This is a genomic window from Microbacterium sp. E-13 (genome assembly GCF_049912955.1).
Lineage (GTDB): Bacteria > Actinomycetota > Actinomycetes > Actinomycetales > Microbacteriaceae > Microbacterium.
Genome location: NZ_CP183973.1, coordinates 3,546,763 through 3,562,801, shown reverse-complemented (window position 1 = coordinate 3,562,801; position 16,039 = coordinate 3,546,763). Strand labels below are relative to the sequence as shown.

The 16,039-nt window shown below is 64.9% G+C and carries 11 protein-coding genes and 1 pseudogene; 6 read left to right on the top strand and 6 right to left on the bottom strand.

Going from position 1 to position 16,039, the window contains the following annotated elements:
• Positions 1-7: 7 nt before the first annotated feature.
• From ACN9MP_RS16595 to ACN9MP_RS16585, 3 genes are read right to left on the bottom strand one after another with little or no spacing between them, the layout of a single operon-like run.
• A complete protein-coding gene (locus ACN9MP_RS16595; RefSeq protein ID WP_426322008.1) occupies positions 8-1,417 on the bottom strand; it encodes an ABC transporter substrate-binding protein in 1,410 nt (469 codons plus the stop codon).
• Positions 1,414-2,295: a carbohydrate ABC transporter permease gene (locus ACN9MP_RS16590; RefSeq protein WP_426322006.1), complete on the bottom strand. Its 882-nt coding sequence runs from the start codon at positions 2,293-2,295 to the stop codon at positions 1,414-1,416. Before ACN9MP_RS16590 ends, ACN9MP_RS16595 begins: the two co-directional genes overlap by 4 nt.
• Positions 2,292-3,227, bottom strand: coding sequence for a carbohydrate ABC transporter permease (locus tag ACN9MP_RS16585; RefSeq protein ID WP_426322004.1), 936 nt, complete (start codon positions 3,225-3,227; stop codon positions 2,292-2,294). The genes ACN9MP_RS16590 and ACN9MP_RS16585 overlap by 4 nt, the downstream gene beginning before the upstream one ends.
• Positions 3,228-3,331: 104 nt before the next feature.
• Here ACN9MP_RS16585 and ACN9MP_RS16580 point away from each other — a divergent pair, with 104 nt between their 5' ends.
• The 4 genes and pseudogenes from ACN9MP_RS16580 to ACN9MP_RS16565 form a co-directional block, all read left to right on the top strand.
• On the top strand, positions 3,332-3,772 hold the full coding sequence (locus ACN9MP_RS16580; protein ID WP_426322002.1) for a LacI family DNA-binding transcriptional regulator: 441 nt from the start codon (positions 3,332-3,334) through the stop codon (positions 3,770-3,772).
• A gap of 23 nt (positions 3,773-3,795) precedes the next feature.
• The gene (locus ACN9MP_RS16575; protein WP_426322000.1) at positions 3,796-4,275 is read left to right on the top strand and encodes a substrate-binding domain-containing protein; all 480 of its coding nucleotides are present in this window, start codon (positions 3,796-3,798) and stop codon (positions 4,273-4,275) included.
• A 245-nt stretch (positions 4,276-4,520) separates the two neighbouring features.
• Positions 4,521-8,237: an OmpL47-type beta-barrel domain-containing protein gene (locus ACN9MP_RS16570; protein WP_426321998.1), complete on the top strand. Its 3,717-nt coding sequence runs from the start codon at positions 4,521-4,523 to the stop codon at positions 8,235-8,237.
• Positions 8,238-8,314: 77 nt separating this feature from the next.
• Positions 8,315-9,817 (top strand): annotated as a pseudogene (locus ACN9MP_RS16565) (alpha-N-arabinofuranosidase); the annotation flags it as partial.
• Positions 9,818-9,859: 42 nt separating this feature from the next.
• Here ACN9MP_RS16565 and ACN9MP_RS16560 read toward each other — a convergent pair.
• Together ACN9MP_RS16560 and ACN9MP_RS16555 are read right to left on the bottom strand one after the other, a co-directional pair.
• Positions 9,860-11,404 (bottom strand): alpha-L-fucosidase, encoded by a 1,545-nt coding sequence (locus tag ACN9MP_RS16560; RefSeq protein WP_426321996.1) that lies wholly within the window; start codon positions 11,402-11,404, stop codon positions 9,860-9,862.
• A 142-nt stretch (positions 11,405-11,546) separates the two neighbouring features.
• Positions 11,547-12,557, bottom strand: coding sequence for a LacI family DNA-binding transcriptional regulator (locus ACN9MP_RS16555; protein ID WP_426321994.1), 1,011 nt, complete (start codon positions 12,555-12,557; stop codon positions 11,547-11,549).
• Positions 12,558-12,945: 388 nt separating this feature from the next.
• Between ACN9MP_RS16555 and ACN9MP_RS16550 the strand changes: the two genes are divergently transcribed.
• Both ACN9MP_RS16550 and ACN9MP_RS16545 read left to right on the top strand, forming a co-directional pair.
• Positions 12,946-13,965, top strand: coding sequence for an aldo/keto reductase (locus ACN9MP_RS16550; protein WP_426321992.1), 1,020 nt, complete (start codon positions 12,946-12,948; stop codon positions 13,963-13,965).
• Positions 13,962-15,287, top strand: a complete 1,326-nt coding sequence (locus ACN9MP_RS16545) for an L-fuconate dehydratase (protein ID WP_426321990.1) — start codon at positions 13,962-13,964, stop codon at positions 15,285-15,287. Before ACN9MP_RS16550 ends, ACN9MP_RS16545 begins: the two co-directional genes overlap by 4 nt.
• Here ACN9MP_RS16545 and ACN9MP_RS16540 read toward each other — a convergent pair.
• Positions 15,245-15,988, bottom strand: coding sequence for a FadR/GntR family transcriptional regulator (locus tag ACN9MP_RS16540; protein WP_426321988.1), 744 nt, complete (start codon positions 15,986-15,988; stop codon positions 15,245-15,247). The genes ACN9MP_RS16545 and ACN9MP_RS16540 overlap by 43 nt on opposite strands.
• Positions 15,989-16,039: the final 51 nt, after the last annotated feature.

Sequence of the window (16,039 nt, the reverse complement as noted above, 5' to 3'; positions counted from 1 at the left end):
GGTCTTGCTACTGGGCGACGGTGAAGCCCTGCTGCTGGCCGTAGGTGATGTTCGCGTCCTGCCACTCGGTCAGACCGTCGGCGATGTCACCGTGGTTGGCGTAGATCGGACCCATCGAGTCACCGTAGATGCTGTTCGCATAGGCCTGCCACGGCAGATACTGCCAACCGGGGACGACCGACTTCGATGCCTCGACGAGGACCTTGTTGATCTGCTGGCCGCCGAAGAATTCCGGCTCGGCGTTCAGGAAGTCGGGCGACTCGAGCTGCGCGACGGTGGACGGGAAGCCCCCGTCCCCGACGAAGATGTCGATCGACTCGTCCGAGGAGTTCAGCCACTTGAGGAAGCCCGCGGCGAGCGCCGGATTCTTGGACTGCTTCGTGACGGCCTCCGTGCTGCCGCCGTTCTCCGAGGTTGCGGGTGCGCCCCCGTCGTAGGTCGGCATGGGTGCAACGCGCCAGTCGCCGGCGCTGCCGTCAGCTCCCGACTCCAGGACGCCGGGCATCCACGCGCCTGCTGGAAGAGTCGCGATCTTTCCGCTGGACAGACCGTCGAACCACTCCTCGCTCCACCCGCCGATGCCGTCGAGAAGCCCTTCCTTCACGAGCGTGCCCCAAGATTCGGCATAACGCTGTGCGCCTTCGTCTTCCAGATCGATCGTGACCTCGTCCCCTTCCGTCTGAAAGGCCTTTGAACCGGCCTGCCAGAGCATTGCGGAGCCGAAGCCGCCGTCCAATCCGGAGTCGTTCGTGATGTAGTACTCCGGATCAGCCGCGTGGAGTGCGCGGGCCGCATCGATGTACTCGTCCCACGTGGTGGGAACGGTGAGGCCGAACTTGTCGAAAGTGGCCTTGTTGTAGAACAGCGCCATTGGACCGGTGTCCTGAGGCAGACCCCAGATGCCGCCCTGACTGACGTTCTGCCACGACGACGCCGTGTAGAGGTCCTCGAGATCCTCGAACCCGTACTGGGTGAGATCGACGAATGCGTCGGCGAGGACGAACTGCGGCACCGACATGTACTCGAGTTGGACCACGTCAGGCGCGCCGGTGCCGGCCGCCAGTGCGTTCTGCAGCTTCAGGTTGCTGTCGCCGGCCCCTCCGGAGTTGACGAACTCGACCTCGACCTTCGGGTAGGCCTTCTCGAACGCGGCAACCTGCTTCTCGGCCGACGGGCTCCAGCTCCAGAAGGTGATCTCCCCTCCTTCCTCCAGTGCGTTCTCGACGGCGTCGGCGCCCTGGTCTCCTGCGGGGCTGGGCGAGCCGGAGCTCGTGCACGCGGCAAGAGTCAAGCCGACGAGTGCGGCAGCGGCGCTCGCGGCGACGGTGCGCACGATCAGACGACGGTTCATGCTGTTCCTTTCGGTGGTGATGTTTGCCCCGGGCAGGGGATTGCGGTCATCAGGGGAAGTCGTCATGCCTTGACGCTTCCGGCCGCAAGGCCGGACTGCCAATACCGCTGCATGATCAGGAAGGCCCCGACGATCGGAATGATCGTGAGCAGCGCGCCCGTGATGACGAGGTTATAGATCGGATCGGCTCCGATGCCCTGTCCCTGCTGATTCCACAGATTCAGTCCGATCGTGAGCGGATAGAGGTCGGGATTGCTCAGCATGATCAAGGGCAGGAAGTAGTTGTTCCACGAGGCGACGATGGCGAAGAGTCCCACGGTCGCCACCCCGGGTGCGAGAAGTCGGAGGGAGATTGTGAAGAAGGTGCGAATCTCTCCGGAACCGTCCATCCGCGCGGCCTCGAGCAATTCCGTCGGAATCGCCTCTCTTGCATAGACCCAGATCAGGTAGAGCCCGAACGGCGAGACGAGCGACGGGATGATCACGGACCACACGGTGTTCGTCAGGCCCACTTGGCTGAACAGGAGAAATGTCGGCACGGCAAGCGCTGTGCCAGGGATGGCGATCGCGGCGAGGATCAGGGCGAACACGGCCCGCTTCCCGGGAAACTCGAACCTGGCTAGACCATAGCCGCCGAGGGTTGCAAGGAGTGTGGCTCCGCCTGCGCCGACCACGACGTACAGGAGGGTGTTGCCGAACCACTGCAGGAAGATGCCGTCGTCGAAGGTCAGTGTCTGCCAGATGTTCTCAAAGAGTGCGAACGGGCCCGAGAACCACAGGCCGAAGGAATTGAAGAGCGATTGCTGGGTCTTGGTGGCGCTGATGACGAGCCACGCCAGTGGTACAAGCGAGTAGAGGACGAACAGAGCCATGATCGCCGTGAGAGTGACCGACTTGCGTGGGGTGGTGGAAAGGCGACGGCTTCCGACCCTCGTGTGACTCATTGCATCTCCTGACGAGTGCCGCGAACCTGGACGATGTAGGCGATCACGGCCGTCACGACGCCCATGACGATGGCCAACGTCGCCGCATAATTGGCCTGCTGTCCGATGAAGCTCAGGTTGTAGGCGTACATGTTCGGTGTGTAGTAGGTGGTGATGATGCCTGGCGCATTCGGACGCAGGATGTTCGGTTCGTTGAACAGCTGGAAGCTTCCGATGATCGAGAAGATCGTTGCGATGACGATGGCACCGCGAAGGGCAGGGATCTTCACGCTCATCACGACGCGCCATGGTCCCGCGCCGTCGATCTCGGCCGCCTCGTACAGTTCTTCGGGGATCGTCCGCAACGCGGCGTAGAAGATGACCATGTTGTAACCCACGAACTCCCAGGTCACAATGTTGCCGATCGCGAAGAGGATCCATTGCGACGCGAACGGCGTGATCAGCTCGAAGCCGAGAAGAGAGTTGATGTTGCCTGCGAGGCCCAAGCGGCCGGAGTAGAGGAACCCCCACATGAGGACCGCGACGATCCCCGGGACGGCGTAGGGCAGAAAGAGCGCGATGCGGTACCAGCCTGGTCGCGCCAGGCGGCGAGAGTCCAACGCCATCGCGGCGAGCAATGCCAGCGCGAGCATGATCGGCACCTGGACCGCGAGGAACACAGACACCCGGAGGAGCCCCTCGAGGAACTTCGGGTCGGTGAAAGCCGTGAGGTAGTTGTCGAACGCGACGAAGGAATTGCCGCCGACCAGTCGCTGACGGAACAAGCTCAGCACGATCGCGTAGATGACCGGCGCGAGGACCGTCAGAGCGAAAACGCAGAGGAACGGCGCCACGAAGCCCAGGCCCGCCCACCCGCGGCGCGGTCGACGGCGTGATCGGCTGGGTGTCACTCGGCGTGCGGTGAGTTCCGCGCCCCGTGCCATGGTCGACATCGATGTCCAATCTTGCGGCGATGCGGATGTTTACGTGATCATCCGTCGACTCATACTGATTGTTGACGTCACCACTTGTCAAGTTGGAAGAGGAAGAAGGTCTGATGTCCTCCCAGACCGAACGCGTCCGCTCCGTCTCGATGCGTGACGTCGCGGAACTGGCCGGCGTCTCCGGACAGACCGTGTCGCGGGTGGCGAACAGGCTGGGGAACGTCGCGAAGAAGACCCAGGAGCGCGTCGAACAGGCGATGGCAGAGCTCGGCTACCGCCCGAACATCGCCGCGCGAGCCCTCCGGTCGGGGGAGTTCCGCTCGATCGCAGTCGTCGCTTTCGACGTCGACTCCCTGGGCAATGTGCGCACCATCAGCGCCGTTGCTAACGAGGCGGCGCGACGTGATTACGCGATCGAGCGCATTCAGATCCAGTCGACGGGGGCTGCGTCTGGCGCCGCGGACTTCTCCTGGGCCATGCAGCGCCTCGGGCAGGAGGCCGTGGACGGCATCATCCTCATCCTCAAGACGACCGATGCCACGGCGGCGCCCTAGGGGTGCCCGAGAACGTCCCTGTCGTGATCGTTGACGCGGGGCCGGGCCACCGGTACCCGACGGTCGATGCCCATCAGGAGCAGGGCGCCCTCCTCGCCGTTGACCACCTTCTGGAACTCGGGCATCCGACCGTGTGGCATGTCGCCGGACCTGCGACCTCCAATGCGGCGGCCGCGCGCGGACGCGCGTGGCGGTCGCGACTCGAGGGGCTGGGACGGGAGGTGCCCGGCGTGCTCTCCGGCGATTGGACGCCGGAGTCGGGATATCGAACCGGTCTGCAACTGGCCGACCGATCCGACGTGACCGCGGTCTTCGCCGCCAACGATCAGATGGCGCTGGGTGTGCTGCGCGCCTTCCACGAGAAAGGTGTACCGGTACCCGGCAGAGTGAGCGTCGTGGGCTTCGATGACATGGGGGAGTCCGGTCAGTTCTGGCCACCGCTCACGACGGTGCGTCAGCAGTTCGCACCTCGTAGGGGTCACCGCCGTCGCGCTCCTGGTTGACGCGATCAAGGGACGCGAGGTCTCGCCTGGCGTCTGGAACGTGGACACTGAACTGGTCGTCCGGGAGTCCACGGGGCGCTGGGACCGGTCCTCGCGCTGAGCGCATAACTCGTGCGTCCTGTCTGGGATCACGTCCTGAATCGCTTACCGGGTGAGCCGCTGATGATCCTTCGAGCTGTTGACGTGAACAGTCATCAGACCTATCATCGGCTGTTGACGCTAACAGTCCGACGAGTGAGGAAATCATGACGAAGAAGTCACCGTGGGCGATCGTCGCCGCGATAACGGCCCTTGTGCTCGCGCCCCTGGTCTCTGTGGCGCCCCCGGCCTCCGCGGTCGTCGAGGCGCCGGTACACACGTACCGCGATACTCCAGGAGACGTCCGCTCCGATCGGTTCACGCTCACGGCGAATGGCACGGATGTGTTCGTCGCGAAGTACGCGAACCGATTCAACAATCGAATGGCAGTCGCTCGGTTTGCGTCCGACGATGCGACACCCGTCCTCACCGTGACGGCGAACTCGCCGATAACGTCGTGGAAGATTCATCCGGAGCGCAACTACCCTGCCTCCGCGGTCACCGTGTCGGGGAATACCCTCACCTTCCAGATGTCCGATTCGCTTCGTTACGCGATTGTGGAGATCAACGGAATCCAGCCGAATCTCGCCATCGTCAACGACCCCCCGGAGGACCCCGCCAGCATCCCCGACCCTGCGGCAACCAACGTCGTCAACGTCAAGGATTTCGTGACTGACACCACCGGTGCCACGGATCAGACGAGCCAGATCGCAGCCGCGGTGGACAAGCTCTACTCAGACCCCACCAAGGACACGCTGTACTTTCCGGACGGGTGGTATACCCACCGCGGCATCGATCTTCACAATCGCACCAAGCCCGTGACGATCTACACCGAAGAAGGCGCTCTGCTCAAGAACCGCATCCAGCCGACCATGGAGGCGATGGAGCCGACGATCGGCATCTGGGACTCCGCGAACGTCACGTTCTCGGGTCGTGGAGTGTTCGACGGGAACGGGTTCGCGAACTACGACACCGGCGCGGGCGGATGGCGCCACGACGCCGCGACATCCCAGCACCAGGGCGGCGTCATGGTCGTCCGCTCGCAGAACATCGTCTTCAATGACACCCTGGCCCGCGATGCGAAGCAGTGGAACTGGGAGACCCACACCGCGAAGAACGTGACGTTCAACAACATCAAGGGACTCACACCCTACGGAAACCCCTGGGTCGACGGCGTCAATCTGGCCAGCGGTCAGAACATCACTGTCAACGGTGCGCTGACCCTCGGCAACGACGACAACTTCGCCAGCGGGCACTACAACCCGAACGACAAGTTCACGGCTGACCCCGATCGCCTGACGTGGGACACTGCGGACACGTTCGGCATCTCGGTGAAGAACCATCTCGGATGGACGGTCGGCGCGGGAAATGGCACCCGGATCGGAGGTGGAGGCGGGTACCTGCAGCGCGACTTCACCTTCGACAACGTGAACTACGTCGGAACCGCCAACCAGGGCATCACGATGGGCAACGGCACCGAGGTCACGAGCGTCACCTTTAGGAACAGCTCCTGGGACACCTCGAGGGTGAACAACAACTTCGGCATCGCCGGCAGGGGGAGCGCCACTTCCGATCGCCTCGGATCGCTCGTCTTCGACAACGTGTGGTTCTCCAAGAACAATCCCATGCAAGTGTCGAATACGACGAACCTCACCATCCACGGCCTGACGGTGGCAGGCACACGAGTCACGCGCGCGACTCAGATGTCGCTGGCGCTGACGAACATCACCAACCGGGACTTCGACTTCGTGCAGGATGTGGCACCAGTCTTCGGTGCGATCGCGGGCGCAGAGGTGGAAGCCGGAACTGAACTCGTGCTCCCGATTCCTGTCAGCGACGGAGACGGTGACACGGTTGTCGTCTCGTCGAATGCCCTCCCTGCCGGCGGCACGATCACCGGCAACGTACTGCACTGGACGCCGACAGCCGCTCAAGCGGGCCCGTATGACATCCCTCTTCTGGCCACTGACTCGCGCGGTGCGACGGCTACCGGCACGGTGCATGTCATGGTCACTGACCCGAACGCCGAGAGGATCGATGTTCCGCTTGCTGCCGACGCGAGTGTGCAGGCGTGGAACACCGAACAGAGCCAGAACTACGGGGACAACGAGTTGCTGCGCCTTTTGAACTTCAATGACTCCACGCTCGGCGGCGTGCTCGGCGAGAAGTACGCGGGCAACCAGTCGAACCGCGACGGCAAGCTCGGGCTGCTCTCCTTCGACCTGGGAGCTCTGGCCGATCGAGTTCGTCAGGGAGAACTGCTGTCGGCCCAGCTCACGATGACGTACGCGGGACCGTCGAAGGTCGCCTTGACCGGCACCAATGCCCTGGTTGTGGCTCGAGCGACGCCGGGATGGGTCGAGGGCAATGGCAAGACCACCCCGACGGTGCGGACCAACACGGTTGCGGGAGCGGTGACCTGGCTGACGAAACCGACGATCGACACGTCGGTCACGGCAACCTCGGCGCCCTTCGATGTCACTGCGGCCAAGGTCGGATCCGACAGCAGCTACAGCGCGACGCAGAAGCCCGTCGGGGTCAACGTGAAGGTGAACGTCCTTCCGCTCCTGAACAATCTCCCGGCGAGTAGCTCCGTGTTCTCCCTCGCGGTCAACGAGACGAAGAAGCAGGACATTCTCTTCGTGTCGCGCGAAGGGGCTGCACGAAACCCGAACGCGGCCGGCATGGCGCCGCGCCTCACGCTGACGTTCAAAGTCACGCCGCCGGCCGATACTGTGGCGCCGGATGTGTCGGCGGTGACGTCGCCGGCTGTGGCGGACGGTGTGGGTGGCTGGTTCGTGTCGCCGGTGTCGGTGAGTGTGTCGGCGTCGGATGCCGGGTCGGGTGTCGCGTCGGTGGAGTACAAGCTGGATGACGGGGCGTGGAGCGCGTATTCCTCGCCCGTGTCGATCCCGGAGGGTGTGTCGACGGTCAACTACCGCGCGACCGATCAGTCGGGCAACGTCTCGGACGTGAAGCAGCTGCCGGTGAAGCGGGATCAGACCGCGCCGGACGTGTCGGCGAGTACGTCGCCGGCTGCGGCGGATGGTGTGGGTGGCTGGTTCGTGTCGCCGGTGTCGGTGAGTGTGTCGGCGTCGGATGCGGGCTCGGGTGTCGCGTCGGTGGAGTATCGGCTGGGTGAGGGGGCGTGGGGTGCGTATTCGTCGCCGGTGTCGATCCCGGAGGGTACGACCACATTCAGTTATCGTGCGACCGATGAGGCGGGCAACGTGTCGGCGGTGGGGCAGCTGCCGGTCAAGGCGGACGCGACCGCGCCGGTGACGTCGGTGGTGGTGTCGCCTGGTTCGGGTGTGGTCCTGGCGGGGTCGACGGTTTCGGCGACGTTCACCGCGACGGATGCGGGCTCGGGGGTGGCGTCGACGGAGTATTCCACCGATGGCGGTGCGACCTGGGTTGCGGCGACGGACGCGGGGGTGTCGTTCACCGAGGTGGGCCAGTACGTCGTGAAGTACCGTTCCGTGGACGCGGCGGGCAACGTCGAGGAAGCCAAGGAGGTCACCTTGACGGTGGTTCAGCCGTGGACGTTCACCGGGTTCTACGCCCCGGTCGACATGGGTGGTGTGGTCAATGTGGTCAAGGGTGGTTCGACGGTTCCGTTGAAGTTCGAGCTGTTCTCCGGTGAGCAGGAGCTGACCTCGACGACCGCGATCGATTCGCTGCGGACGGTGCAGCACTCGTGTGATCCGGCCGCACCGGTCGATGAGGTCGAGACGGTCGTCGCGGGTGGCACCGCGCTGGTCTACGACACTCAGGCGGGGCGGTTCCAGTACAACTGGAAGACCCCGAAGAGCACCGGGTGCATGGACGTGATCGTGCGCAGCACGGACGGGTCCGAGTTGAAGGCCCAGTTCCGCCTGAAGTAGACCGCACACACATCCAGCGGGCCGGCCGGGTCACCCAGCCGGCCCGCTCGATGACGCACCACGAGGATGGAGAATGAATGACTGACGCACGAATCGTGCTGGACCCCCGTTTCCCTGTCGCGCCCATCGACCGGAGGTTGTTCGGCTCATTCGTCGAGCATCTGGGGCGGTGCGTCTACGACGGGATCTACGAGCCGGGACATCCCGAGGCCGATGGGGAGGGCTTCCGTCGGGATGTGCTCGCGCTCGTGAAGGAGCTCGGTGTGACGATCGTGCGGTACCCCGGCGGCAACTTCGTCTCCGGTTATAAGTGGGAGGACGGCGTCGGTCCCCGGGAGGATCGGCCGCGCAGACTCGACCTGGCGTGGCATTCCCTCGAGACGAACGAGGTGGGCCTCCACGAGTTCGCGGACTGGGCGGCCAAGGCGGAGGTTGAGCTGATGCTCGCTGTCAACCTGGGAACCCGCGGCGTTGCGGAGGCACTCGACCTCTTGGAGTACAGCAACGTCCGGGAGGGTTCGACCCTGTCGGAGCAGCGTCGCACGAATGGCGCGGATGAGCCGTTCGCGATCCGGATGTGGTGTCTGGGCAACGAGATGGATGGCTCGTGGCAACTTGGGCACCGGAGCGCCTCGGACTACGGCAAGATCGCGAGCATGACGGCCAAGGCGATGCGTCAGCTCGACCCGTCGGTTCAGCTCGTGGTGTGCGGCAGCTCGAATTCGGGCATGCCGACGTTCGGCGCGTGGGAGCGCGAGGTGCTGGAGCACACGTATGAGGACGTGGAATTCATCTCGTGCCATGCGTACTACCGCGAGACCGACGGGGACAGGGCGAGCTTCCTCGCGTCGGCCGTCGATATGGATGGCTTCATCGAGGCCATCGTTGCCACCGCGGATCATGTGAAATCGCTGCTGCGCAGCGACAAGACGATCGATATCTCTTTCGACGAGTGGAACATCTGGTACGCAGAGCGCTGGGAGAACGAAGAGCGCATCACCGACATAGAGACGTGGCCGATTGCGCCTCGGCTGCTCGAGGACGTGTATTCGGTGACGGATGCCGTCGTCTTCGGCGGCCTGCTGGTCTCGCTGCTCAAGCACGCCGACCGGGTGAAGGCGGCGAGCCTCGCGCAGCTGGTGAACGTCATCGCGCCGATCATGACCGAGCCGGGTGGTGCGGCATGGCGTCAGACGACGTTCTTCCCCTTCGCCCTCACGGCACGCCTGGCTCGAGGCACCGTCCTCCGCCTCGAGATCGAGTCCGGGACAGTTGCGACCGAGGTGTACGGCGACGTGCCCGTCATCGACGCGGTCGCCACGCTGGCCAACGACGGCAGTGCGGCGCTGTTCGTCACGAACCGCCATCTCACCGAAGCGACTGCCGTGAGCGTTGATCTCGGCACCCTCGGCGACGTCGTCGTGACCGAGTGCCTCACGCTTGCCGACGAGGATCAGGATGCCGCGAACACCCGCGACGACCCCGATCGCGTCACCATGCAGGCCAACCAGACCGCATCTCTCAAGGATGGCGTGCTCACGGTGAGTCTACCCGCCGTGTCGTGGACAGCGATCTCGCTCACCCGCGCCAGAGCATTTCGAGGCGAGGGCACCTCAACTGGCTCAGCCGTGGAGGAAGTCCTGTCGCGGCGGCACGACCGGTTCCTCGAGGAACAGCTTGACGACGGGGGCTCCGGCCTCGCGAAGGTGCGGCGCCAGGGTCACACGCAGTTCGGACACCGTCTGCTCCCACGTCACCGGACCGGTGGCGCCGAGAACACTGACCTCGCGCACGCCGCGGTCCAGCAGGCCGGCACCCGTGCCGAAGGAACGGATCCGCGCAACTGAGTCGTCGGGCTCAGCGAGGAGGATCGCGTACACGTAGTCGCCGGTCACGTCATGCCGAGTGGTGAAACGGATGTCCGAAGAGACGTACGCGGGGGAATCCGCGTCCACGAAGGATCCGACCACCGGCTGCGTCGGTCCTTCCTGCGCGATCCGCCAGGGCCGTGTGCCGTAGATCGACTCGCCGTTGCGGGTAAGCCAGTCTCCGAGCGCTTCGAGGACGAGTCTCTCAGCATCCGGAATCGTCCCATCCGGCTTGGGACCGATGTTCAGCAGGAGCAGGCCGTTCTTCGACACCGTGTCCGCGAGTTCGGCGATGAGGGTGTCGACCGACTTATATTCGTGTCCGTCGATCCAGCTCCAGGAGTTCTTCGAGACGGCCGTATCGTTCTGCCAGACATGCGGGCGGATTCCCCCCATCGTCCCGCGCTCGATGTCGTAGACCGCGCTGCCCTCCGCGAACGCATTCCACTTGTAGTTTATGGCGACGCCGCGACCCCATTCGGCGGCGCGGTTGTAGTAGTACGCAGCCAGCAGGCGCAGGTATGGCTCGAACGCGGGCTGCTCGATCCACCAGTCGAACCAGAACACCTGCGGCCGGTAGTTGTCGATGATCTCCACCGTGCGAAGCAGCCAGTCTTCGAGGAATCTCTCGTTCGGCGCCAACTCTTCGCGCTGGGCGGGCCCATAGAAGTCGTCGTAGGCCGGATCGCGCACGTCCGAGTCGAACCGTGAGCCTCCGTTCATGAAGAACCAGTGCTCTGCTCGGTGCGACGATGCGCCGGGCACCATCCATGCTCGGTCCACAGCCGTCGCGAGGTCACCGAAGACGTCTCGGCGAGGCCCTATCACCGCAGCGTTCCAGCGTGAACGCTGGGTGTCGTACATGGCGAAGCCGTCGTGATGTTCAGCCACAGGCACGACGAACTGTGCTCCGGCGCGCTTGAAGAGAGCCGCCCATTGGTCGGGATCGAAGTCGTGCATCGTGAAGTGAGGGACGAAATCCTTGTACCCGAACTCGCGGTGCTCCCCGAACGTCTCACGGTGGTGGGTGAACTCGGGTGCGTTCTCGAGGTACATGTTCCGCGAGTACCACTCGTTACGGAACGCGGGAACGGAGTAGACCCCCCAGTGGATGAAGATGCCGAGTTTGGCATCGACGTACCAGCGGGGCGGCTCGTATTCGCGAAGCGACTCCCATGTCGCCGAATACGGCCCGGCATCGATCACTGCGTGCACAGCTGCGAGCGCCGCGGAATTGTCCGACACGTCGACGGGTTCCGGCAGGGACGTCGGGTCGAGCGGCGGGAGTGCTCCGGTCATCGGGTTCAACTTTCTCTACGGCCACGGACGGCACACGAAAGATCAAATGAATAGCGCGGATTATGCCTATCAGACGCGCGCCGAGGTTGATCAGACGGACGATTCATTATATCTATCCGCCGGTTCGCGACAACGCCGCAGCTCAGGAGGCGTGGCGCTCGCGGAACGGGCCGGTCGAGGCTCGAACCACGAGGTCCGTGTCGATCACGCGCCTTCCAGCCGCCACCTCGCGCTTCTCGATCTGGTCGACGAGCAACAACACAGCGGTCGCGCCCGCAGTCTCGAAGTTCTGCCGCACCGTCGTGAGCGGGGGCCAGAATTGCGCCGACTCCGCCATGTCGTCAAAGCCGACCACGCTGATGTCTGCGGGCACGCCCACCCCGCGTTCGTGGAACGCGCGGAGCGCGCCGAGTGCCATCTGGTCGTTGGCGGCGAAGACAGCCGTCACATCGCCGCGAGAGGCGAGTTCAAGGCCGGCCGCATAGCCCGACTCCGGCGTCCAATCGCCGCTCACCATGTCAGGGAGGGGGAGGCCGGCCTCTTCGAGGCGAGAGCGCCAGGCCTTCGCGCGCGCCGCGGCGGCGTTCGAGACAGTCGGGCCGCCGATGTGCCAGACGGTCGGATGCCCGAGGCTCAGGAGGTGATCGACGGCGAGTCGGGCGCCTTGCTCCTGATTCGCGTCGACCGACGGGTGCTCGAAAGCGGCCCCCGCATCGACGATCACGGCGGGAACCCCGGGGGGAAGCTCAAGGGCGGCCGTTGCCGACTTGCTGGTCTCCAAGATGAGGATGATGCCATCGACGGCGTCCTGCCCGAGCCTTCGCATGGCCCAGGAGAAGTCGGCGGCGCTTGGTTCGTCGGGGGTGTGCTGCACCGAGATCAGTTCGACCGCGTAGTTCCTCCGCGCGGCTTCGTCGGCGATCGCGCTCACGGTTCGAATGTTGCCGAGGGTCTCGAGCCCGAATGCGACGACCGCGATCGAGCGGAACTCGCCGCTTCGAAGCGCCCTGGCAGCGATGTTCGGGCGGTATCCGAGCTCCACCATCGCCAGTTCGACGCGTCGGCGTGTCCGCTCGGCGACGTTTCCCATGTTGTTGGCCACGCGTGAGACGGTCTGACCCGAGACGCCCGCGAACTCGGCCACATCGCGCATGGAGACCGATCGAGACCGCTCCGCCGGCATCTGCAATACACCTTCCCGATGGGTCCGTTGCCTTTGTTGACGTGAACAGGCTACCTGTTGTGGGGAGCAGCCGGCTTCGCTTGGCGTCGTGTTGGGAAGAATGCAGGGTGAGATGGGTTGACCGGGTGGCCCTCGGCCGTTTCCTCGGGGAGCTCAGCGGCCTCGGAATCGATGGACTGCACCGATCGAATGTCTGACGTGCCGGAGCCAGGAGGAGCGATCCCAGTAGTCAGATGTATTGGCTATTTTTGTTGTATTGTGAGGTGTAGCGAGCCGTGAAGGCGCTTATTCATATGACTTAACCTCGTGCCGGGCCAGGTCCCCACGTCGGGGCTGTCTGACGTGAGGAGATCGGGTGATGGCCATCCCGCATTCGACGTGGCCGGCGATGTCGCTGGGTCGGCTTGGTTTCGGGGCGGCGCAGCTGGGCAATCTGGGGCGGGAGACTACGGATGACGAGGCACGGGCGGCCGTGGATGCAGCGTGGGATGGAGGCATCCGGTACTTCGACACCGCCCCGCACTATGGCCTCGGGCTCTCCGAGTCCCGCCTAGGCGCGGCTCTGGCGGATCGTCGGCGAGACGACTACATCCTCTCGACCAAAGTCGGCCGACTCATCGTGGACGACCCGGGAGGTGTCCGACGACTGGACGACGAAGGGTTCGTCGTCTCCGGCACGAAGCGACGTCACTGGGACCTGAGCCGCGACGGCATCCGCCGCTCGATCGACGAGAGCCTGACGCGCCTCGGGCTCGACAGGGTCGACATCGCCTACCTGCACGATCCCGACGCTCGGCCGAGCCAGGCGCTCGATGAGGCGTTGCCCGCCCTCATCGAACTTCGCGACCAAGGAGTCGTGCGGGCCGTCGGCGCCGGCATGAATCAATCTGCGATGATCGCCGACTTCATTCGAGAGCTGCCGATCGACGTGGTGATGCTCGCAGGTCGGTTCACCTTGTACGAGCAGACTGCGCTCGACGACCTTCTGCCGCTCGCCCTCGAGCGCGGAACCGGCGTGGTCGCCGCCGGTGTCTACAACTCCGGGCTGCTCAGCAGCGCGGTGGTTTCCGACGACGCGTCCTACGACTACGGTCCTGCGCCCCGCCCGATCATCGAGCGAGTGCGCGAGATCGCGGCGATCTGTGCGCGTTACGGGACAGACCTTCCGACGGTCGCTGCCCAGTTTCCGCTTCGGCACCCGGCGATCTCCTCCGTCGTGATCGGAATGAGGACGGCATCCCACGTGCGCAGCAATATCGAGCGGCTTCACGCTGCGATCGACCCGGGACTCTGGTCTGCGCTCGCCGACGCCGACGTGATCCCGATCGAACTCGCCACACAGTCCACCACGATCTCGACCGAAGAGGCATCGCTATGACGACCATCACCTCCGTGCGCGTCCACGACGTTCGCTTCCCTACGTCCCTCAGCATGGACGGCTCCGACGCGATGAACAAAGACGGCGACTACTCAGCCGCGTACGTCGTCCTGGAGACCGACGAGCCGGGACTGGCCGGATACGGCTTCACCTTCACGATCGGTCGCGGCAATGACCTCGCGGTGGAGGCGGCGCGCCAGCGTGCCCTCCCTCTCATCGGGCTCGATGTCGACGAAGCGGTCGACGACCTCGGCGGGGTGTATCGCCGTCTCGCGGGCGACTCGCAGCTGCGCTGGCTGGGTCCGGAGAAGGGCGTGGTTCATCTCGGGATGGCTGCGGCGATGAACGCCATGTGGGATCTCGCTGCTCGTCGAGCCGGCAAGCCCTTGTGGCGCCTCCTCGCCGACATGACTCCCGAACAGCTGGCCGACGCTGCGGACCTTCGTTATCTCTCCGACGCCCTGACCCGGGACGAGGCCATCGCGATCCTCACCGAGATGACTCCGACGCGGGCCGAGCGGATCGCGGCGCTCGAGGCACGCGGCGGGTACCCGTGCTACACGACGAGCGCCGGCTGGCTGGGCTACAGCGACGACAAACTACGCCGATTGCTGCAGGAGGCCGTCGACGCAGGGTATCGCCACCTGAAGCTCAAGGTGGGCGCCGACCTGCAGGACGACATTCGTCGTCTCCGCATCGCGCGGGAGGTCATCGGGTGGGACACGCACCTGATGATCGACGCGAACCAGGTGTGGGACGTGCCTCAGGCGATCGAATGGGTGAAGGCTCTGGCGGAGTTCAAGCCGCTGTGGATCGAGGAGCCGACGAGCCCCGACGACGTGCTCGGCCACGCGGCGGTGCGCAGGGCAGTGGCGCCGATCGGCGTGGCGACTGGCGAGCACGGCATGAACCGGGTGCTGTTCAAGCAGATGTTCCAGGCGGAGGCCATCGACTTCTGTCAGCTCGACTCGGCCCGTCTGGCGAGCGTCAATGAGATCCTCGCCGTGTATCTCATGGCGAAGAAGTTCGACGTGCCGGTGTGCCCGCATGCGGGAGGGGTGGGGCTCTGCGAGCTCGTCCAGCACTTGTCGATCTTCGACTACGTGGCCGTGTCCGGCACATTGGAGAACCGGGTGACCGAGTTCGTCGATCACCTGCATGAGCACTTCGTCGACCCGTGCGTCGTCGAGAACGGCCACTACGTCCTGCCTTCGCGGCCGGGATACAGCGCTCAGATGTTCGAGGCGTCGGTGGCGGAGTGGGACTTCCCCTTCGGCGGCTACTGGTCGTCGACTCGTGCCGAACGGCTCTCGGTCGGATGACCGGTCGCGAACTGTTCGACGCCCAGGATGTGGGCCGCCATCCTGATGCGGGCGCCGTCGGGACTTCCCGCACGCAGCTGATCGACGATGGCACGGTGCTCGGCCTGCGTCGTGGCAACAGAGCCCTGCTCCTGGACAGCGCGTCCGATCCGGATGCGCATGGTGCGTCCGACGAGCGAGCCTACGAGCGCGGCGAGCGTCGGATTCCCCGACGCCTGGGCGATGCGGGCGTGGAAGGCCGAGTCGCCGTCGATGAAGGCCTCGACGTCCATCCCCTCGAGATCGGCGCCAAGCAGGTCCATCCGGTCGAGGATGGCGTCGAGCTCGGACAATCCGGGCTCGTCGATTCGCGTCGCAGCCAGAGCAGCGCTCTCGACCTCGAGGAGTCGGCGCACCTGCAGCAGCTGCCCGCTCGTGGAGGGATCGCGCAGGTCGGCCAGGAACGCCAGCGAACTCATGAGCACGGAGGGGTCCAACGACGTCACGTACGTTCCGTCGCCTTGGCGGGTTTCGAGGACGCCCAGGATCACGAGCGCGCGCACACCTTCGCGGAGCGGTCCGCGCGATACGCCGAGTGCTGCGGCGAGTTCCTTCTCGATGGGAAGGCGCGAGCCGGCCGAAAGGCTACCATCGACGATCATCGCCTTGATGCCCTGGATGACGACATCCGTCTGCGAACGGCTCGTGTCGGGGATGGCCATTCCCTCAGTGTACGAACGGTGCATCGAATCGGCGCGCGCGGCGCGAGCAAT